This is a genomic window from Ferrovibrio sp. (assembly GCF_046297595.1).
GTDB lineage: Bacteria > Pseudomonadota > Alphaproteobacteria > Ferrovibrionales > Ferrovibrionaceae > Ferrovibrio.
Map to the genome: position 1 here is coordinate 478,022 of NZ_JBKBHT010000002.1, position 19,605 is coordinate 497,626.

A 19,605-nucleotide genomic window follows, 5' to 3' on the forward strand; every position below is an offset into this window, starting at 1 on the left:
ATGGCAAAAAAATGAGGGGCGACCGGGGGGAGGTCGCCCCTCGAGGGGGGATCGTTGGGGGAGGAAAAAGGAAAGGATGACTCTGCAAAACCACCCGCTCCTGAGAATTCTATATAAGCGCCCCCTGAGTGATTTGCAGTGACGGGGGTCACGATTCCCGTTGCAGCAGCCGGTGCCGCAATTCTGTCATTTTCGTGGCAGAAACCTCAGTTCCGGCGGCGCAGCAGCAGTGGCAGGACCAGCAGCAGGAGGGCCGCGGCAAGCAGGGTGGCGCTCAGCGGGCGGGTGGCAAAAACGCTGAAGTCGCCGGCCGAAATGGTCAGCGCGCGGCGGAATTCCTGCTCGGCGAAGGGGCCGAGGATCATGCCGATCACGGTCGGTGCCACCGGGAAATCGAAACGGCGCATCAGATAGCCGATCCCGCCGATCAGATACAGCAGAACCAGGTCGACGGCCGACTGGCTGATCCCATAGGTGCCGATGGTGGCGAAAACGAGGATGCCGCCATACAGCCAGGGCGACGGGATGGCGAGGATCTTCGCCCACAATCCGGCCAGCGGCAGGTTCAGCACCAGCAACATCACGTTGCCGACATACAGCGACGCGATCAGGCCCCAGACCAGCTCGGGCTGGCTCTCCAGCAACAGCGGTCCGGGATTTATGCCGTAGGACTGGAACGCCGAAAGCATGATGGCCGCGGTAGCCGATGTCGGCAAGCCAAGCGCCAGCATCGGCACCAGAACGCCGGCTGCCGATGCGTTGTTGGCCGCTTCCGGCCCGGCCACGCCTTCGATGGCGCCATGGCCGAATTCCTCTGGGTGCTTCGACAACTTCTTCTCGACGAAGTAACTGACGAAGGTCGGCACCTCGGCGCCGCCGGCCGGCAGCGCACCGAACGGGAATCCGATCGCCGAACCGCGCAGCCAGGGCTTCCACGAACGACGCCAGTCCTCGCGCGTCATCCATGCCTTGCCTTTTAGCGGCGTCAGCGTGGCCTGTCCCATCGGGCGGGCCGCCAGATACAGAGTCTCGCCGACCGCAAACAGGCCGACTGCCACCACGATTACGTTGATGCCGTCCAGCAGTTCGGGCAGCCCGAAGGTGAAGCGCGGCTGGCCGGTCTGCAGGTCGATGCCGATCAGGCCGAGCAGGATGCCGAAGGCCAGCGAAGTCAGACCGCGCAGCACCGAGCTGCCCAGCACGGCCGACACGGCGACGAAAGCCAGCACCATGAGCGAGAAATAATCGGCTGGTCCGAATTGCAGGGCGAATTCCACCAGCGGCGGGGCCAGGAAGGTGATGCCCAGGGTGCCGATGGTGCCGGCAATGAAGCTGCCGATGGCGGCCGTGGCCAGCGCCGCCGCCGCGCGGCCCTTGCGCGCCATGCGATGGCCTTCCAGCGCCGTGATGATCGTGGCGCTTTCGCCCGGTGTGTTCAGCAGGATCGACGTCGTGCTGCCGCCATACATGGCGCCGTAGTAGATGCCGGCGAACAGGATGAAGGCGGCCGTCGCGGGGACGTGGAAGGTGATCGGCAACAGCAGCGCGATGGTCAGCGCCGGCCCCAGTCCCGGCAGCACGCCAACGGCCGTGCCAAGTGTGACGCCAACGATGGCCCAGAGCAGGTTGGCCGGCTGCAATGCGATGGCGAAGCCGTCCGCCAGCAGGCTCAGGGTCTCCATCTCAGATCCAGCCTTCCATGATTCCGGCGCCGATATTGATGCCCAGCAATTGTGCGAAACCGAAATAGGCCAGCGCTGCAAGCAGGGCGCCGACGAGCGCGTCGCGCAGAGACCGGCGGCTGCCGAAGGCACGGGCGGTGCAGGCAAACAGCAGGGTGGAGGCCGGCACGAAACCCAGCGGGCCGATCAGTCCGGCATTGAGCACCAGTCCCGCCAGCAGCCAGCCCGCGCGGCGGAGGTTGAGCGGGGTATCGGCTTCCTCCGGTTCCGAGGTCCACTCGCCCCGCCAGACCTGAACCAGCAGCGCCACCCCGAGGCCGATCAGCAGCAGGCTGGCGGCATAGGCCATCGCCGTGGGGCCAACCCGGGCATACATCGGCGAGACCGGGATGCGTGTCGTCTCGAACAGGGCAAGACAGCCCAATCCGATCACGCCGATGGCGACGAGGCTTTCCGGTCTGCGCAGGCGCTGCATGGCGACGGCTTATGCCAGCCCGATCTCTTTCAGGATGGCCTCAATGCGGGTGTTTTCCTGTTCGATATATTTGGCATAGGCATCGCCCGCGAGGAATATGCCGGTCCAGTCGCGTGCCTTGAGTTGTTCCGCCCAGGCCGGGCTGGCATTCATTTTGGTCATCAGGTCGATCATCGCGGCGCGGTCGGCATCCTTCACGCCGGGCGGTGCAAAAACGCCGCGCCAATTGAACAATTCCACATCCAGACCCTGTTCCTTGATGGTGGGGATATCGATGCCGGGCTGGCGTTTGTCGGCAGAGATCGCCAGCGCGCGGAGCTTGCCGGCCTTCACCTGCTCGCCGAATTCGCCAAAACCGGAAATGCCGCAGGTCACCTGGTTGCCCAGCAAGGCGGCCAGGGCAGGGCCGCCACCCGAATAGGCCACATAGGAGACCTTCTTGGGGTCGGCACCGGCCGCCTTGGCGATCATGCCGGCCAGGATGTGATCGGAGCCGCCGGCAGAGCCGCCGGCCCAGGATACCTTGGCCGGATCGGCTTTGAAGGCGGCCACCAGGTCGGCCAGCGTCTTGTGCGGCGAGGCAGCCGGCACGACCACGACCTGGAATTCACCGGTCAGGCGGGCGATCGGCGTGACCTGGGAGAGTTTCACCGGCGACTTGTTGGCGATCAGCGCGCCGACCATCACCATGCCGGCCACCATCAGGGCATTGCCCTGGCCTTTCCACTGATTGACGAATTGCGGCAGGCCGACGGCCCCGCCGGCGCCGCCCACATTGGTCACCTGCGCGCCCTTTATCAGGCTGGCCTGCTTCAGGGCCTGTTCCATGCTGCGCGCGGTCTGGTCCCAGCCCCCGCCGGGATTGGCCGGCACGAACAGCTTCAGCGTATCGACCGTCTGGGCCTGGGCAGAGAGGCCAGGCAGCAGGCTGAAGGCGGCGGCGCCATAGACGCTGGAGCGAAGAAAGTCGCGGCGATGCATCATGATGTCCTCCCTGGACGGCCATATTGGTTATGGGAAGTAGAGCCGTCTTGCCGGGGGGATGACAAGGGGAGGCGCCCGGAAATTTACGCCATATACGGAAAGGGGATGGCGTCAGGCCGGCAGCATGATCTCGACACAGGTGCCGGCTCCAGGTTGGCTGCGGATATCCAGCCGTCCGCCATGCAGTTCGACCAGACTGCGGCAGATCGAGAGGCCCAGGCCGGCGCCGCTATTGGCGCGGGCGCGATAGGCATCAATGCGATAGAAGGGCTGGGTGGCGGCGTGGCTTTCCATGCTGCTCATGCCGATGCCGGTGTCCTCCACGCGAATGCACAGTACACCGTCTGTGATTTCGGCTCGCAGGCTCACGCTGCCCTGCGGCCGGTTGAATTTCACCGCATTGCCCATCAGGTTGACCAGGATCTGCACCAATGCCCGTTCATCGGCGCGGACTTTCAGCCGGCAGGGCGTGAAAGCCAGCTTGATGCCGGCTTCGCGGGCCTGGGGTTCCACCATGGCCAATGCACTGCGGGCTAGCGTGTCGAAATCGCAGATCGCGATATTGAGTTCGAGCCGGCCGTTTTCGAGGCGGGACAGATCGAGAATATCATTCACCAGCCGCAGCAGGTGTTCGCCCGATTGCCGGATATTGACGGCATATTCCTTCTGCCGCGCCGTCAGTTCGCCGGTATAGCCGGTCGCCATCATCTCGGCAAAGCCGATGATGGCGTTCAGCGGCGTGCGCAGTTCATGGCTCATATTCGCCAGGAAAGCGGTCTTGGTCCGGCTGGCGATTTCTGCGGCTTCACGCTGCTCGATGAGTTGGGCTTCGGTTTCCTTCAGGCGCGTGATGTCGATTCCGCAGGTGATGATGCCGACAACCTGGCCACTTTCATCCTTGAGCGGCACTTTCTGGGCCAAGGCAATGATCGGCTTGCCGTCCGGTCCGGTCCAGCCCTGCTCCATGTGCAGGGCTTCTCCGGTGGCAAGAATGATGCGGTCCTGCTGCTCGACCACGGCGGCAGCTTCGGGGCCGGCGATCTCGCTCCAGGTTTTGCCGATCGGATCGGTATTGAAAGGCTTCAGCAGTTCGCGCACGGCGCGGTTGGCCAGGCGATAGCGCAGGTCGCTGTCCTTGTAGGTCATGGTTGCCGGCATGGCATCCATCAGGGTCTGCAGGAATTTGCGGGTTTCCTGCTCGTCCTCCCGCGTGCTGTGCTCGCGCTGCCGTGCATTGTCGAACTCGATCATCATCAGGCCAAGCCCGGTGAGCAGGTTGGCGAAGATCGATCCAGCCAGTGCGCCGTTCAGTTGATGGCCCAGTTCGGTCAGGCCCAGCGCGTAATAGATGGCCATGCAGCCGCGCGCCATCTGCAGCCCGCCGGTGAGGAAATACAGCAGCGACCGCCGGTGCAGCATCAGCAGTGCGCCTGCATAAAGCAGGCCGGCTGCGGCTATAATGGTGGGAACGGCATAGGTCAGGCCGGTGACATGCTGGATCAGCAGCGTGCAGACGGTCAGCGCGACCGCGACGGCCAGCGCCACTTCAAGCCGGTCGCTGCGCCCGGTCTGCACGCGGATACCGCTGGCCAGCATCACTGCCGACAACAATATGGCGCTGACCGCAATCACCGACAGCAGCCGGTTGGGATCGATGGGCCAGTCGGTGAAGCCGATGATGGCGAACGGGATGGGCAAGCAGGCATGGGCAATGGCCCAGAACAGCAAATGTCGGCCGCCGCCCAGCTTGCGATGGGCAAACAGACAGGCCAGCGCGACGATCAGGGGGGCAGCGGTCGCAGTGACGGCAATCGTCGGGATGACCATGGGGACGCCAGCGTTGTATTCGTACTTGTCTTAATCATCCTATTTTGATCGGGGCCAGTGCAATCAAAACTTCGGCGCCGGCTTTTTGTCACCGCAGCAAGCCCTTGAAAGCGAAAATCATTCTCTTCACAGTGCGGTCATGACGATGCAATGGCCCAGGCTGCTTTCCGCCCAGAGGCTCGGCCACCGCGGCGCCGAACCGGTAACGCCATCCCGCAATCCCTTCCAGAAGGACTGGGACCGCGTGGTCTTCTGTTCCGCCTTCCGCAGGTTGCAGGACAAGACGCAGGTCCACTCGCTTCCCGAGAGCGATTATGTGCGCAACCGGTTGACCCATTCTCTGGAGGTTTCTTCCGTCGGCCGCTCGTTGGGCGCGCAGGTGGGCGAGACCGTGCTGCAGCGCCATGGTGACGGACTGGGTAACATCACGGCCGCCGAATTCGGCCATATCGTGGCAGCTGCCTGCATCGGACATGACATCGGCAACCCGCCCTTCGGCCATTTCGGCGAGGCCACGATCCAGCACTGGTTCCGCAGCGGCCCGGGCGCGGAACTGATCGCGCCACTATCTGAGCAGCAGCGGCGGGACTTCCTCCATTTCGAAGGCAACGCCCAGGGTTTCCGCGTGATGACGCGGTTGCAGAACTGGCGCGATGCCGGCGGCCTGCGACTCACCTGCGCCACGCTCGCCACCTTCATGAAATATCCCTTCGGCAGCCTGGCGGCCGACCCCAACAAAGGGAAGTTCGGCCATTTCGCCGCCGAGACGACGTTGTTTGACGAAATGGTCGAGACGGTTGGACTGAGCCGGCTGGGCGAGGATCGCTACGCCCGCCATCCGCTGACCTATCTGGTCGAGGCCGCCGACGATATCTGTTATTCGGTGATCGATATAGAGGACGGCTTCAAGCTGGGCCGCATCACCTTTGCGGAAGCCGAAGAGCGCCTGCACAGCCTGTTGCGCCGTCTGCCGCCGCGCTACAAGGAAATCGACGACGAAACCTGGAAGATTGCCTATCTGCGGGCCAAGGTGATTGGCGACTTGATCGACCAGGCGGTGGATGTGTTCTGCGACAGCGAAGCCGCCATCCTGCAGGGCAGCTTTACTGGCGACTTGCTGGGGCAGGCGGCCATCGCGCCGCATCTGGCCGAAATCGCCGCGTTCACGCGCAGCCGGATTTTCCAGACCCGCGAGCGTTTCCAGACCGAGGTGATGGGCGGCGAAATCCTCACCAGTCTGCTGGCCGCCTTCTGCGACGCCCATCTCGCGCTAGAAAAGACGCGCGATATGAGCGCGATCAGCCCGCGCCAGCACGCCCTGCTGCGCCTGATGCCGAGACTGCCGCCGCCCGCGGCCGGCCGCTATGACTGGTTGCTGAGCGTGACCGATTTCGTCAGCGGCATGACGGACTCATATGCACTGAAGCAGTTCCAGCGCCTGCGTGGCCTGCAATAAAATCTTAAGGGAGGGCTTCATGGCCAAGACGGTTGATTATTACGTGTTTCTGGCATCGCCCTGGGCCTATCTGGGCTCGCAGCGATTCGCCGACATCGCCAAGCGCCATGGCGCCAGCATCCGGATCATTCCCATGGCGGCTGCCGAGGTGTTCCCGGTCAGCGGTGGTTTGCCGCTGGCCAAGCGCGCACCGCAGCGTCAGGCCTATCGTATCGTTGAGTTGAAGCGCTGGCGCGAGTTCCTGGGCGTGCCGCTCAATCTGCAACCCTCCTTCTTTCCGATGAACGAGGCCTTGGCCGCCCGACTGGTGATCGCGGCGCGTGAAGCGGGGCAGGATGCGGTCGGCCTGGCCCATACCATGATGCGCGCCGTCTGGGCCGAGGACCGCAACATCGCCGATCCGGAAATCCTGGAACAGATCATCACGGAAACCGGCCTCGATCCGGCAAAGCTTTTTGGCGCCGCCGAAAGCGATGCGGTTCAGGCCGAATATACACGGGGCACCCAGCAGGCGATCGATGCCAACGTGTTCGGTGCGCCATCCTATGTGATCGATGGGGAAATCTTCTGGGGACAGGATCGGCTGGATTTCGTCGACCGTGCCCTGGCGAAGTCTTAACCGAAGCAAGCATCGAGGAATCAGTCATGTCCGAGAACGACACCAAGGCCCTGTTCGATCATGGTCTGAAAGTGCGCCGCGAAGTGCTGGGCGCCGATTATGTCGACCGCTCGCTGGCCAATGCCAATGACTTCATGATGGCCTTCCAGCATGTGACGACCGAATGGTGCTGGGGTTATGTATGGGATCGCCCTGGGCTGGACCGCAAGACGCGCAGCATCATCAATCTGGCCATGCTGACCGCACTCAACCGCGCGCCGGAACTTCGCCTGCACGTGAAAGGCGCGCTGAATAACGGCCTCACGCCGGACGAGATCAAGGAAGTGCTGCTGCAGGCCACTATCTATTGCGGCATCCCTGCTGGCCTTGAGGCCTTCAAGGCCGCCAACGAAGTTCTGCAGGAAGCCGGTGCTGTAAAGAAAAAGGACTGAACCGGGTCAGGCCTTCACGGCCGGCCGGAAGGCGCGGCAGACCTCCGGGTCGGTTTCCAGATACGGCCCACCGATCAGGTCGATGCAATAGGGAATCGCCGGAAACACGGCCGCCAGGCATTCGGCGATGGCCGATGGCTTGCCGGGCAGGTTCACGATCAGGCTGTTGCCGCGGATGCCGGCAGTTTGGCGCGACAGGATCGCGGTCGGCACGGATTGCAGGCTGACGCTGCGCATCAGTTCGCCGAAGCCGGGCATCATCTTTTCACAGACATCCTCGGTGGCTTCCGGAGTCACGTCGCGCAGCGCAGGGCCGGTGCCGCCCGTGGTGACGATCAGCGGGCAATGCAGCCGGTCGCTCAGGTCGCTCAGGGTATAGGCGATCAGGGATTTCTCGTCGGCGATCACGCGCGTTTCGGCGCGCCATGGCGTGACGAGAATCCGTTTCAGTTCGGCAACGATGGCCGGCCCGCCGCGATCCTCGTAAATGCCGGCACTGGCCCGGTCCGACACCGTCACCACGCCAATCGGTATGTCTGTCATGATTCCAATCTCCGTTTGCGCTGACGGACCGTTGTTTGAGTCAGTTGCTTTTACAAGTTTTGCGCAGACGGATTTTTGATGCGGATCAACGGTGCCATGCAACGAACCGCATAACGCGGCAAAACACCGCAGAGCCTGTTAACGCCCGATTCAATACTACGGTTCAGCGTAATCGTGTTCGCGATATTCCAGAAAGGATGCGGCCATGACGATCACTGAACGTATCGACGCAATAACGCATATCGACCCGACGCGTGCCCGTGCCGTCGCACCGGTGCCGCGTTCGGTCAAAATCGAACTGACCGGGCGCTGCAACTTCGCCTGCGCCTTCTGCGCCCGCGACATGCGCCTGCGCGATCAGAAAGACATGGACAAAGGGCTGTTCCGCCAACTGGTGCGCGAGATGCGCGATGCCGGTGTGGAAGAGCTTGGCCTGTTTTACCTGGGTGAATCTTTCATGGTGCCCTGGCTGCCCGAGGCGGTGGCCTATGCCAAGCAGGATTGCGGCTATCCGTATGTCTTCCTCACTACCAACGGTTCGCTGGCCACGCCGGAACGGGTGCGCGCCTGCATGGAGGCCGGGCTCGACTCGCTGAAATTCTCCTACAATTACGCCGATGCCGAGCAGTTCAGCGATGTGGCTGGCGTGAAGCCGCGCTATTTCGAGGCGATCAAGGCCAATATCCGTGCCGCGCGCACCATCCGGGACGAGGCGGGGCATGGCTGCGGCCTGTATGCCTCCTACATCGAGTATGATGGAGAGCAGGGCGAGCGCATGCAGGAGGCACTTGATGAAATCCGGCCTTATGTCGACGAGGTTTATGCCTTGCCGCTCTACAGCCAGGCCGATCTGGTCAGTGGCGAGGAGGATATACGCGGCTGGTCGGCGGTGGCTGGCAATCGCGGCCGGGCTGCGGCGCTACGCGATCCGCTGCCCTGCTGGGCGGTCTTCACCGAGGGGCATATCACCTGGGACGGTAAACTCTCAGCCTGCTGTTTCGACCATGACGGCCGCTTTCATATGGGTGATCTAACGAGCGAAGGTTTCGCCGAGGCCTGGAATTCGCCGGTCTTCCAGGACCTGCGCCGGGCGCATCTGAAGGGCGATGTGCGCGGCACGGTCTGCGAAGGTTGCGCCGCTTACAAATAATTATGAAGAAACCTGCGGCGCTTCAATTCAGTGTCGCAGGTTCCTGTTTCCTGATCTCGTCGACGGCTCTGCGATCCACAGAGGCCGCGCGCGCCACGGGCCGGTAGAGATCGCGCAGCTTGCGCACCTCGGCGATCTCGATCCGGCTGCCGCTGGCGCGTATGCCATAGCCGCGCAACTGCTGGAAGGTGCGCGACAGGCATTCCGAACTCATGCCCAGTTCGGCCGCGATGGTCTTGCGGTCGTCGGCCAGGCGGAAGCTGGCCGGACCGCTGCTGACCGGGCTATGGCGCACGAGATAACTGGCCAGACGTTCGGTGGCGGTATGCAGTTTCAGTTCGCGCAGATGTTCCACAAGCAGCCGCCAATGGCGGGCCAGGCGGTCGACCATCATCAGGGCCAGGGCATGCTCGGTTTCCAGAGCCTGTCGGAAACGCACGCTGGGAATCAGCAGCACGCGGGAGGGCGCCGTGGTCTTGGCGGTGACAAGGTAGGGCATCTGCAGGATCGTCGCTGCGCTAACAAAGATTTCGCCGTTGCCGAAAGTCGTTACCACCGTGCTTTCGCCATCGCAGCATTCCGCCATGAGTGCGACGCGGCCGCTGAGGATAAGATGTACGTATTCCGAGGCATCGCCCTGCTCGGTCAGGATGGCGTTTTTGGGGTATTCGCGCACCGGGCAATCGCGAACCAGGCGTTCGACAATCGCGTGGTCGAGTCTCTGATAAATCTCGGTTTTTTCCAGAAGTTCCTGGTCAACAGCGCGCATGTTTCACCTCCGTCCGCGAGGGCAGGATAGATGCTGTGCCAAACAGGGCATTGACCGATATCAAGCATAGTCCGGTAAGCCAGACCAGCATATTTTGACAGAAATCAAGTTATCGCGCTGCAAAAAAACCAGCTCCGCGATGGGCTTGATCTAACGCAATCGGTTTTCCCAAACCCTCACACATCGTGGCTCCGCATCCCGCTGCTGCAATTCGGGATGCAGGAGAACACGATGGCCTCTCAATCCGTCCCCGCCGCCAGCCCCGCTGGCCAATCCTCAGCCCTGGTCATGAGTACGGTGGCATTCACCGTCTGCTTCGCCGTATGGACGATCTTTTCGATCATCGGCATCCAGATCAAAAAGGATCTTGGCCTCAATGAAACCCAGTTCGGCCTGCTGATCGGCACGCCGATCCTGACCGGTTCGCTCAGCCGCCTGCTGCTTGGCATCTGGACTGACCAGTATGGCGGGCGCCTGGTTTACACGGTCGTCATGGTGGCGGCCGCAATCGCCACCTGGCTACTCACCTCGGCCTATTCCTACGAGACCTTCCTGCTCGCCGCGCTCGGCGTCGGCATTGCCGGCGGATCGTTTGCGGTCGGCGTCGCCTATGTCTCGAAATGGTATCCGAAGGAAAAACAGGGCACCGCGCTCGGCATCTTCGGCATGGGCAATGTGGGTGCTGCTGTCACCAAATTCGTCGCCCCCTTCGTGATGGTGGCCTTTGGGTGGGAGATGGTGGCCAAGGTCTGGGCCGTTGCCATGCTCGTCATGGCCATCGCCTTCCTGCTTTTCACCAAGGACGACCCGGCGCTGGCCGAACGCAAGCGCACAGGCGCCAAGCCCGAGCCGCTGCTGGCCCAGCTCGCACCGCTGAAGAACCTGCAGGTCTGGCGCTTCTCGCTCTACTACTTCTTCGTTTTCGGTGCCTTCGTCGCGCTCGCCCTGTGGCTGCCGCGCTACTACATGGGCGTCTACGGCCTGGACGTGAAAACCGCCGGCATGCTGGGCGCGGCCTATTCTATCCCGGCCAGCCTGTTTCGTGCCTATGGCGGTGTACTGTCCGACAAATACGGCGCGCGTCGGGTGATGTACTGGACCTTCATCGTCTCGGTGATCTGCACCTTCCTCCTGTCCTATCCGGCCACCGACTACACCGTGCATGGTATCAAGGGCCCGATCACCTTCACGATTGCCATCAGCTTTATTCCGTTCACCGTGATCACCTTCGTGCTCGGTTTCTTCATGTCGTTGGGTAAGGCCGCAGTCTACAAGCACATCCCCGTCTATTACCCCGGGCATGTGGGTGCGGTGGGTGGCGTGGTCGGCCTGATTGGCGGCCTGGGCGGCTTCGTGCTGCCGATCGCCTTCGGTGCGCTGAACGACATCATCGGCGTGTGGACCAGCTGTTTCATGCTGTTGTTCGTGCTGGTCGCCACGGCACTGACCTGGATGCACTTCGCCATCATCCGCATGGAACGGCGCAAGCATCCGGCCCTGCGCGGCCCGCAGGATCTGCCAGAACTCGCCGAGGGCGGCGCGCCGGCCAAGCTGGTTGGTGCATCGCCTGCGGCCGACGCTTCCGCACGGCCCAAGGAGGCCTGAGTCATGACCATTGCCACCGACAACACCACGACCCGCAGAGGCCACTGGCTGAGCCGCTGGGAACCCGAGAACCAGCAATTCTGGGACAGCACCGGCAAGGCGATTGCCTGGCGCACGCTGATCATCACCACGGCTAACCTGACCATGGCCTTCATCGTCTGGTTCATGGTCTCGGCCCTGGTGGTGCGCCTGCCGGGCGCCGGGTTCAAGCTGACCCAGAGCGAGCTGTTCTGGCTGGCGGCCATGCCCGGCCTTGCCGGCGGCAGCCTGCGCATCATCCAGACCTTCCTGGTGCCGCTCTATGGCACGCGCAACGTGGTGGCGCTCTCCACGCTCAGCCTGTTGATCCCGGCCATCGGCTGGTTCTACGCCGTGCAGGATCCGACCACGCCTTACTGGGTGCTGATGACGCTGGCCTTCCTGGCCGGCCTGGGTGGCGGCAACTTTTCGTCCTTCATGCCCAGCACCAGCCTGTTCTTCCCCAAGCGCCTGCAGGGCACGGCGCTGGCCATCCAGGCCGGCATCGGCAATTTCGGCGTCAGCATCGTGCAGTTCGTCACGCCGTGGATCATCGGTATGGCTCTGTTCGGCAGCCTGGCGGGCGAGCCGCTGGACTTCACCCGCGGGGGCGTGCAGAGCAAGATCTGGTTGCAGAATGCCGCGCTGGTTTATGTGCCGCTGATCGCGCTGTTCGGCATCCTGGCCTGGTTTATGCTGCGCAGCGTGCCGGTGCGGGCCAATTTCCGCGACCAGCTTGATATCTTCAAGCTCAAGCACGGCTTCTTCATGACGACGCTGTATGTCATGACCTTCGGCTCGTTCTCGGGCTTCTCGGCCACTTTCCCGCTGCTGATCCGCCAGACATACGGCGGGTTTCCCAATGCCCCCGATCCGCTGGCCTATGCCTTCCTCGGGCCCCTGATCGGTTCGATCATGCGTGTGATCGCCGGCCCGTTGTCGGATCGTTTCGGCGGCGCCATCGTCACGCAATGGTCGGGGATCGGCCTGATTGCCTGCGCCGTGGGCGTCACCTTCTACACCTCACCGACCTCGCTGGCCGAGTTCCCGTATTTCCTCGCCTTCATGCTGGGCCTGTTCTTCTTCTCCGGCATCGGCAACGCCTCGACCTTCAAGCAGATGCCGATGCTGTTCGAGCCGCGGCAGGCCGCGGGCGTTATCGGCTGGACCAGCGCGATTGCCGCCTATGGCCCGTTCGCCGCCGGCATCATGCTGGGCTACTCGATGACGCTGTTCGGCTCGCCGAACGCCTTCTTCTACTGGGCCGCCTTCTATTACGCGGTCAATGTCGCCATCAACTGGTGGTATTACGCCCGCAAGGGCGCCGAGCGTCCCTGCTGACGCGAGCCAATGGAGCCCCAACCATGAGCCGCTTTCTCGATCGTCTGACATACTTCCGCAAGCAGGTCGGTGAGTTTTCCGACGGACACGGGCTGATCACCACCGAAGATCGTTCCTGGGAAGACGCCTACCGCAACCGCTGGGCCCATGACCGTATCGTACGCTCCACCCACGGTGCCAACTGCACGGGTTCCTGCTCGTGGAAGATCTACGTAAAGGGAGGCATCGTTACCTGGGAAACCCAGCAGACCGATTATCCGCGCACGCGGCCCGATCTGCCCAACCACGAACCGCGCGGCTGTTCGCGCGGTGCCAGCTACTCCTGGTATCTCTACAGCGCCAACCGCGTGAAGTATCCGATGATCCGCGGCCGCCTGATGCGGCTGTGGCGGTCGGCGAAGCAGACGCACCGCGATCCGGTGGCGGCCTGGCAGTCCATCGTCGAGGACAAGGCCAAGGCCAAGGAATACAAGTCGGCCCGCGGCATGGGCGGTTTCGTGCGTGCCGGCTGGGACGAGGTGAACGAGATCATCGCCGCCTCCAACGCCTACACGATCAAGGCTTTCGGGCCCGATCGCATCATCGGCTTCTCGCCGATCCCGGCCATGTCGATGGTGTCTTACGCGGCCGGCAGCCGGTATCTGTCGCTGATCGGCGGCGTCTGCATGAGCTTCTACGACTGGTATTGCGACCTGCCGCCCAGCTCGCCGCAGACCTGGGGCGAGCAGACCGACGTGCCGGAATCGGCCGACTGGTACAACTCCACTTTCCTGATGCTGTGGGGTTCGAACGTGCCGCAGACGCGCACGCCGGACGCCCATTTCATGACCGAGGTTCGCTACAAGGGCGCCAAGGTGGCGGTGGTGACGCCCGATTATTCGGAAGCATCGAAATTCGCCGATCTCTGGCTGCATCCCAAGCAGGGCACCGATGCCGCGCTGGCCATGGCGATGGGCCATGTGATCCTGAGCGAATACCACGCCAAGGGCCGCAGCGAATATTTCCAGGATTACTGCCGGCGTTATACCGACATGCCGAACCTGGTGATGCTGGTCGAACGCGACGGCCGCCTGGTGCCTGACCGTTTCCTGCGCACGTCCGATTTCGCCGATAATCTGGGCCAGACCAACAATCCGGACTGGAAGACCGTCGCCATCGACGAGAAGACCGGCAAACTGGTCGCGCCGCTGGGCTCCATCGGCTTCCGCTGGGGCGAACAGGGTAAGTGGAACCTGGAAGAGAAGGAATCCGGCGGCGCCGAGACCAGGCTGCGGCTGGGCCTCAAGGGCGTCGAGGACGATGTGAAGGCCGTGGCCTTCCCGTATTTCGGCGGGATCGCCCATGAACACTTCAATCACAGCGCCCATCCCGATGTGATCGAGCGGAAGATTCCGGTCAGGCGGATCGAGACCAAGAACGGCCCGGTTCTGGCCGCTGCGGTCTACGACCTGTTCCTGGCCAATTATGGCGTGGATCGCGGCATCGGTGATCCGAATACCGCAAAAAGCTTCGACGAGGACCAGCCCTACACGCCGGCCTGGCAGGAACGCATCACCGGCGTGCCGCGCGAACAGGTTGTCGCCGTGGCGCGGGCCTTTGCCGACAACGCTGACAAGACCAAGGGCAAGTCCATGGTCATCCTCGGCGCGGCGGTGAACCACTGGTATCACGCCGACATGAACTATCGCGGCATCATCAACCTGCTGGCGATGTGTGGCTGCATCGGCCAGTCGGGTGGTGGCTGGTCGCATTACGTTGGCCAGGAGAAGCTGCGTCCGCAATGCGGCTGGCTGCCGCTGGCCTTTGCGCTGGACTGGCACCGTCCGCCGCGCCAGCAGAATTCGACCTCGTTCTTCTATGCCCATACCGGCCAGTGGCGGTACGAGAAGCTGGCGGTGGAGGAAATCCTCTCGCCGGTGGCACCGAAGAAGCTGACCGGCTCGCTGATCGACTTCAATGTGCGGGCCGAGCGTATGGGCTGGCTGCCCAGCGCACCGCAGATCGAGCGCAATCCGCTGCATCTGGCCAAGGAAGCTGCTGCGGCCGGGCAGGAGCTCGGGCCCTATCTGATCGACAAGCTGAAAAGCGGCACTGTCCGCATGTCGTGCGAGGACCCGGACAATCCGGCCAACTTCCCGCGCAACATGTTCGTCTGGCGCTCTAACATCCTGGGGTCCAGCGGCAAGGGACATGAATATTTCCTGAAATACCTGCTCGGCACCCAGCACGGCGTGCAGGGCAAGGATCTGGGCGAAGAAGGTGGCCGCAAGCCGGAGGAGGTGGTCTGGCGCGATGCCGCGGAAGGCAAACTCGACCTGCTGGTGACGCTGGATTTCCGCATGTCCACCACCTGCATGTATTCCGACATCGTGCTGCCCACGGCCACCTGGTACGAAAAGCACGACATGAACACCTCCGACATGCATCCCTTCATCCACCCGCTGTCGGCGGCGGTCGATCCGGCCTGGGAGGCGCGCAGCGACTGGGAAATCTTCAAGGGCATCGCCAAGAAATTCTCCACCGTCTGCGAGGGTCATCTCGGTGTCGAGAAGGACATCGTGCTCACTCCGCTGATGCACGATACGCCCGCTGAGTTGGGTCAGGCCTTCGAGCCGAAGGACTGGCGCAAGGGCGAGATTGAGCCCATCCCGGGCAAGACCATGCCGCAGATCGCGGTGGTCGAACGCGACTATCCGAACACCTACAAGAAGTTCACGGCGCTTGGCCCGCTGATGACCAAGATCGGTAATGGCGGCAAGGGCATCAGCTGGAACACCGAGCATGAGGTGGATTTCCTGGGCAAGCTGAACGGCAAGGTCACCGAACCGGGCGTCAGCTATGGCCTGCCGAAGATCGAGACCGATATCGAGGCGGCGGAAGTGATTCTGTCGCTGGCGCCGGAAACCAACGGCGAGGTGGCGGTGAAATCCTGGGCGGCGCTGTCCAAGGCGACCGGCCGCGACCACACCCATCTGGCTGTGCCGCGCGAGGACGACAAGCTGCGCTTCCGCGACCTGCAGGCGCAGCCGCGCAAGATCATCTCGTCGCCGACCTGGAGCGGGCTGGAATCCGAGCATGTCAGCTACAACGCCTGCTATACCAACGTGCACGAGCTGATTCCCTGGCGCACGCTCACCGGCCGGCAGCAGCTTTACCAGGATCACCCCTGGATGCTGGCTTTCGGCGAGGGCCTGACCACCTATCGCCCGCCCATCGACACGCGCAGCGTGGCCGAGGTGCATGGCAAGCGCAGCAACGGCAATCCGGAGATCCTGCTCAACTTCATCACGCCGCACCAGAAATGGGGCATCCACAGCACCTATACCGACAACCTGATGATGCTCACGCTCTCGCGCGGCGGGCCGATCGTCTGGCTCAGCGAGGTGGATGCGAAGAAAGCCGGCGTCGAGGACAACGACTGGGTCGAGGTCTTCAACTCCAACGGTGCCCTGGTGGCCCGAGCGGTGGTCAGCCAGCGTGTCAACGAGGGCATGATCCTGATGTATCACGCGCAGGAGAAGATCGTGAACGTGCCGGGCAGCGAGATCACGGGCGCCCGCGGCGGCATCCATAACTCGGTGACCCGCGCCACGGTCAAGCCGACCCACATGATCGGCGGCTATGCCCAGCTCAGCTACGGCTTCAATTACTACGGCACGATTGGCACCAACCGCGACGAGTTCGTCGTGGTGCGCAAGATGGCCAATGTAGATTGGCTGGAAGGCCCGCGGCCCGGCACCGCGGCGGCCGAATAAGCCAGCACAGACCAAGGAGATCGCCCCATGAAAGTCCGTGCTCAAATCGCCATGGTCCTGAATCTGGACAAGTGCATCGGTTGTCACACCTGCTCGGTGACCTGCAAGAATGTCTGGACTTCGCGCGAAGGCGTCGAATATGCCTGGTTCAACAATGTCGAGACCAAGCCCGGTATCGGCTATCCCAAGGAATGGGAGAACCAGGACAAGTGGCAGGGTGGCTGGAAGCGTACCCGCGGCGGAAAAATCGAGCCGCGCATCGGCGGCAAGTGGCGCATCCTGGCGAAGATCTTCGCCAATCCGCATCTGCCCGAGATCGACGATTACTATGAACCCTTCACGTTCGAATACGATCACCTGCAGACGGCGCCGGAATCGGAAGCCATGCCGGTGGCCCGCCCGGTGTCGCTGATCACCGGCAAGCGGATGGAAAAGATCGAGTGGGGTCCGAACTGGGAGGAAATCCTCGGCACCGAATTCGCCAAGCGCTCGAAGGACAAGAATTTCGAGGGCATCCAGAAGGAAATCTACGGGCAGTTCGAGAACACCTTCATGTTCTACCTGCCGCGCCTGTGCGAACACTGCCTCAATCCGGCCTGCGTCGCCGCCTGCCCGTCTGGCTCGATCTACAAGCGCGAGGAAGATGGCATTGTTCTGATCGACCAGGACAAGTGCCGCGGCTGGCGCATGTGCGTCAGTGCCTGCCCCTACAAGAAGATTTACTACAACTGGAAGTCCGGCAAGGCCGAGAAATGCATCTTCTGTTTCCCGCGCATCGAGGCGGGCGAACCGACGGTCTGCTCGGAAACCTGCGTCGGCCGCATCCGCTATCTCGGCGTGCTGCTTTACGATGCCGACCGCATCGAGGAAGCAGCCAGCGCACCGACCGAGCAGGACCTGTATCAGGCCCAGCTCGATATCTTCCTCAATCCGCATGATCCGGCAGTGATCGAACAGGCCCGCCGCGACGGCGTGCCGGAAAACTGGCTGGAGGCGGCGCGCAATTCGCCGACCTACAAGATGGCGATCGACTGGAAGATCGCCTTCCCGCTACATCCGGAATACCGCACCCTGCCGATGGTGTGGTATGTGCCGCCGCTCTCGCCGATCCAGGCGGCCGCCGATGCGGGCAAGATCGCCATGGCCGACGAGATCGCCGATGTCCGCAGCCTGCGCATCCCGGTGAAGTACCTCGCCAACCTGCTCACCGCCGGTGCCGAGGAGCCCGTTGTGCAGGCACTGGAGCGCATGATGGCCATGCGCGTGTTCATGCGCAGCCGCCATGTCGATGCCAGGGAAAACAAGGCCGTGCTCGAGCAGGTGGGCTTAAGTCTCGCCCAGGTCGAGGACATGTACAAGATCATGGCGATCGCCAACTACGAGGATCGCTACGTGATCCCGTCCACCCATCGCGAATATGCCGAAAATGCCTTCGACCTGCGCGGCGGCTGCGGCTTCTCCTTCGGTTCGGGCTGCTCGGGCGGCAAGGAACCGGCCAACCTGTTCGCGCCCGGCCGCCAGGCCGCGGCCGGGGAGTGATCATCATGCGCATCCTGAAAGCCCTTTCCGCCCTGCTCGATTATCCCACCGCCGACCTGCAGGCGGCATTGCCGGAAATCCGCGCCATCATCGAGGCGGATCTCAGGCCCAGCCCGAAGGTTGCCGGCGCGCTCGGCAACCTGGTCGCCGAACTGGGCGCGGCCGACCTGATGGCCTTGCAGGAACGTTTCACCAGCCTGTTCGACCGTGGCCGCTCCGTCGCTCTGCATCTCTATGAACATGTGCATGGCGACTCGCGCGACCGCGGCCCGGCGATGGTGGCGCTGATCGAGCTGTATCGCAGCCATGGTTTCGAGCCGCATCCGCGCGAACTGCCCGATTACCTGCCGCTGTTGCTGGAATTCCTCAGTCAGATCGACCCCAAGGAAGCACGCGGCATCCTGCGCGATGCGGCACCGATCTTTGCATTGCTGCGTGACCGGCTGGAAAAGCGCCGGTCGGCTTATGCCGCCGTGCCGGCCGCCTTGCTTGCGCTGGTCGATGCCGGCGCGGTGGTTGCTCCGGTTCGACCGCCCGAGGAAGACGACGACAGTTTCGAGGCGCTCGACAGGGCCTGGGAAGAAGCCGCCGTCACCTTCGGGCCGGAGAATGATCCGACCCGCACCGGCAATGGCTGCGGCAAGGCCTCGGCCTGGGTGCAGGCCATGAACAATCCATCCCCGCGCTGAGACCGGAGGACGCAACCATGATGCAGTATGTCGAGCATTTCCTGTTCGGGATCTATCCCTATATCGGCCTCAGCGTCTTCCTGATCGGCAGCCTGGTGCGGTTTGAACGCGGGCAATACACCTGGCGCAGCGGTTCCAGCCAGATGCTGCGGGCGCGCCAGCTCCGCTGGGGTTCGAACCTGTTCCATATCGGCATCCTGTTCCTGTTCTTCGGCCATTTCGTCGGCCTGCTCACGCCGCACTGGCTGTACGAGCATTTTATAACCGCCGGCGCCAAGCAGATGGTGGCCGTGGTATCGGGCGGCACGGCCGGAACGATCTGCTTCATCGGTCTGACCATGCTGCTGCATCGCCGCCTGACCGATCCGCGCATCCGCGCCACCAGCTCGCCGATGGATATCACCATCCTGCTGGTGCTGTGGCTGCAGCTTGTGCTTGGCCTCGTCACGCTGCCCTTCTCGGTGCAGCACAGCGATGGCGGTACCATGCTGGCCCTGTCGGAATGGGCGCAGCGCATCGTCACCTTCCGTGGCGGCGCCGCCGAACTGGTCGCCAATGTCGACTGGCCGTTCAAGCTGCACCTCGTGCTGGGCATAACGATCTTTGTCCTCTTCCCGTTCAGCCGCCTGGTGCATATCTGGAGCGTGCCGGTGGGGTATGTGTTCCGCAGCTACCAGGTGGTGCGGCGCCGCTCGCCGGCCCGGCCGACCCTGTAAGGAGGT

The 19,605-nt window shown here is 63.0% G+C and carries 16 protein-coding genes; 10 read left to right on the forward strand and 6 right to left on the reverse strand.

The annotated features are described in order from the left end of the window. Positions 1-206: 206 nt before the first annotated feature. The 4 genes from ACK4FJ_RS08135 to ACK4FJ_RS08150 form a co-directional block, all read right to left on the reverse strand. Positions 207-1,682: a tripartite tricarboxylate transporter permease gene (locus ACK4FJ_RS08135; protein ID WP_409765350.1), complete on the reverse strand. Its 1,476-nt coding sequence runs from the start codon at positions 1,680-1,682 to the stop codon at positions 207-209. A 1-nt stretch (position 1,683) separates the two neighbouring features. Continuing rightward, the gene (locus ACK4FJ_RS08140; protein ID WP_409765351.1) at positions 1,684-2,157 is read right to left on the reverse strand and encodes a tripartite tricarboxylate transporter TctB family protein; all 474 of its coding nucleotides are present in this window, start codon (positions 2,155-2,157) and stop codon (positions 1,684-1,686) included. Positions 2,158-2,166: 9 nt separating this feature from the next. Then, a complete protein-coding gene (locus ACK4FJ_RS08145; RefSeq protein ID WP_409765352.1) occupies positions 2,167-3,141 on the reverse strand; it encodes a Bug family tripartite tricarboxylate transporter substrate binding protein in 975 nt (324 codons plus the stop codon). A gap of 111 nt (positions 3,142-3,252) precedes the next feature. Beyond that, complete coding sequence (locus ACK4FJ_RS08150; protein ID WP_409765353.1) at positions 3,253-4,968, reverse strand: ATP-binding protein; 1,716 nt, start codon at positions 4,966-4,968, stop codon at positions 3,253-3,255. 139 nt (positions 4,969-5,107) lie between these two features. Here ACK4FJ_RS08150 and ACK4FJ_RS08155 point away from each other — a divergent pair, with 139 nt between their 5' ends. From ACK4FJ_RS08155 to ACK4FJ_RS08165, 3 genes are read left to right on the forward strand one after another with little or no spacing between them, the layout of a single operon-like run. Next, positions 5,108-6,424, forward strand: a complete 1,317-nt coding sequence (locus ACK4FJ_RS08155) for a deoxyguanosinetriphosphate triphosphohydrolase (RefSeq protein ID WP_409765354.1) — start codon at positions 5,108-5,110, stop codon at positions 6,422-6,424. A 19-nt stretch (positions 6,425-6,443) separates the two neighbouring features. Continuing rightward, a complete protein-coding gene (locus ACK4FJ_RS08160; protein WP_409765355.1) occupies positions 6,444-7,043 on the forward strand; it encodes a 2-hydroxychromene-2-carboxylate isomerase in 600 nt (199 codons plus the stop codon). Between the two features lie 26 nt (positions 7,044-7,069). Continuing rightward, positions 7,070-7,474 (forward strand): carboxymuconolactone decarboxylase family protein, encoded by a 405-nt coding sequence (locus ACK4FJ_RS08165; protein ID WP_409765356.1) that lies wholly within the window; start codon positions 7,070-7,072, stop codon positions 7,472-7,474. 6 nt (positions 7,475-7,480) lie between these two features. Here the strand turns inward: ACK4FJ_RS08165 and mog are convergent, their stop codons facing one another. Beyond that, a complete protein-coding gene (mog, locus tag ACK4FJ_RS08170; protein WP_409765357.1) occupies positions 7,481-8,017 on the reverse strand; it encodes a molybdopterin adenylyltransferase in 537 nt (178 codons plus the stop codon). Positions 8,018-8,222: 205 nt separating this feature from the next. On the opposite strand from mog, the gene ACK4FJ_RS08175 reads away from it, so the two are divergent. Further along, the gene (locus tag ACK4FJ_RS08175) at positions 8,223-9,167 is read left to right on the forward strand and encodes a radical SAM/SPASM domain-containing protein (protein WP_409765358.1); all 945 of its coding nucleotides are present in this window, start codon (positions 8,223-8,225) and stop codon (positions 9,165-9,167) included. A 22-nt stretch (positions 9,168-9,189) separates the two neighbouring features. Here the strand turns inward: ACK4FJ_RS08175 and ACK4FJ_RS08180 are convergent, their stop codons facing one another. Next, a complete protein-coding gene (locus ACK4FJ_RS08180) occupies positions 9,190-9,936 on the reverse strand; it encodes a cyclic nucleotide-binding domain-containing protein (protein WP_409765359.1) in 747 nt (248 codons plus the stop codon). Between the two features lie 288 nt (positions 9,937-10,224). Between ACK4FJ_RS08180 and ACK4FJ_RS08185 the strand changes: the two genes are divergently transcribed. From ACK4FJ_RS08185 to narI, 6 genes are read left to right on the forward strand one after another with little or no spacing between them, the layout of a single operon-like run. Further along, positions 10,225-11,541 (forward strand): MFS transporter, encoded by a 1,317-nt coding sequence (locus ACK4FJ_RS08185; protein WP_409765360.1) that lies wholly within the window; start codon positions 10,225-10,227, stop codon positions 11,539-11,541. Between the two features lie 3 nt (positions 11,542-11,544). Beyond that, positions 11,545-12,900, forward strand: a complete 1,356-nt coding sequence (locus tag ACK4FJ_RS08190) for an MFS transporter (RefSeq protein WP_409765361.1) — start codon at positions 11,545-11,547, stop codon at positions 12,898-12,900. A gap of 23 nt (positions 12,901-12,923) precedes the next feature. Continuing rightward, positions 12,924-16,655 (forward strand): nitrate reductase subunit alpha, encoded by a 3,732-nt coding sequence (locus tag ACK4FJ_RS08195; RefSeq protein ID WP_409765362.1) that lies wholly within the window; start codon positions 12,924-12,926, stop codon positions 16,653-16,655. 27 nt (positions 16,656-16,682) lie between these two features. Beyond that, a complete protein-coding gene (gene narH, locus ACK4FJ_RS08200) occupies positions 16,683-18,194 on the forward strand; it encodes a nitrate reductase subunit beta (RefSeq protein WP_409765363.1) in 1,512 nt (503 codons plus the stop codon). A 5-nt stretch (positions 18,195-18,199) separates the two neighbouring features. After that, complete coding sequence (gene narJ / locus ACK4FJ_RS08205; RefSeq protein WP_409765364.1) at positions 18,200-18,883, forward strand: nitrate reductase molybdenum cofactor assembly chaperone; 684 nt, start codon at positions 18,200-18,202, stop codon at positions 18,881-18,883. A gap of 17 nt (positions 18,884-18,900) precedes the next feature. Then, entirely contained in the window at positions 18,901-19,599 is a 699-nt protein-coding gene (narI, locus tag ACK4FJ_RS08210) for a respiratory nitrate reductase subunit gamma (protein ID WP_409765365.1), read from the forward strand. The last annotated feature ends 6 nt before the right edge of the window (positions 19,600-19,605 follow it).

Excerpts from the sequence above, each read along its gene's own strand:
- ACK4FJ_RS08135 (WP_409765350.1), bottom strand. The coding sequence starts at position 1,682 with ATGGAGACCCTGAGCCTGCTGGCGGACGGCTTCGCCATCGCATTGCAG.
- ACK4FJ_RS08140 (WP_409765351.1), bottom strand. The coding sequence starts at position 2,157 with ATGCAGCGCCTGCGCAGACCGGAAAGCCTCGTCGCCATCGGCGTGATC.
- ACK4FJ_RS08145 (WP_409765352.1), bottom strand. The coding sequence starts at position 3,141 with ATGATGCATCGCCGCGACTTTCTTCGCTCCAGCGTCTATGGCGCCGCC.
- ACK4FJ_RS08150 (WP_409765353.1), bottom strand. The coding sequence starts at position 4,968 with ATGGTCATCCCGACGATTGCCGTCACTGCGACCGCTGCCCCCCTGATC.
- ACK4FJ_RS08155 (WP_409765354.1), top strand. The coding sequence starts at position 5,108 with ATGACGATGCAATGGCCCAGGCTGCTTTCCGCCCAGAGGCTCGGCCAC.
- ACK4FJ_RS08160 (WP_409765355.1), top strand. The coding sequence starts at position 6,444 with ATGGCCAAGACGGTTGATTATTACGTGTTTCTGGCATCGCCCTGGGCC.
- ACK4FJ_RS08165 (WP_409765356.1), top strand. The coding sequence starts at position 7,070 with ATGTCCGAGAACGACACCAAGGCCCTGTTCGATCATGGTCTGAAAGTG.
- mog (WP_409765357.1), bottom strand. The coding sequence starts at position 8,017 with ATGACAGACATACCGATTGGCGTGGTGACGGTGTCGGACCGGGCCAGT.
- ACK4FJ_RS08175 (WP_409765358.1), top strand. The coding sequence starts at position 8,223 with ATGACGATCACTGAACGTATCGACGCAATAACGCATATCGACCCGACG.
- ACK4FJ_RS08180 (WP_409765359.1), bottom strand. The coding sequence starts at position 9,936 with ATGCGCGCTGTTGACCAGGAACTTCTGGAAAAAACCGAGATTTATCAG.
- ACK4FJ_RS08185 (WP_409765360.1), top strand. The coding sequence starts at position 10,225 with ATGAGTACGGTGGCATTCACCGTCTGCTTCGCCGTATGGACGATCTTT.
- ACK4FJ_RS08190 (WP_409765361.1), top strand. The coding sequence starts at position 11,545 with ATGACCATTGCCACCGACAACACCACGACCCGCAGAGGCCACTGGCTG.
- ACK4FJ_RS08195 (WP_409765362.1), top strand. The coding sequence starts at position 12,924 with ATGAGCCGCTTTCTCGATCGTCTGACATACTTCCGCAAGCAGGTCGGT.
- narH (WP_409765363.1), top strand. The coding sequence starts at position 16,683 with ATGAAAGTCCGTGCTCAAATCGCCATGGTCCTGAATCTGGACAAGTGC.
- narJ (WP_409765364.1), top strand. The coding sequence starts at position 18,200 with ATGCGCATCCTGAAAGCCCTTTCCGCCCTGCTCGATTATCCCACCGCC.
- narI (WP_409765365.1), top strand. The coding sequence starts at position 18,901 with ATGATGCAGTATGTCGAGCATTTCCTGTTCGGGATCTATCCCTATATC.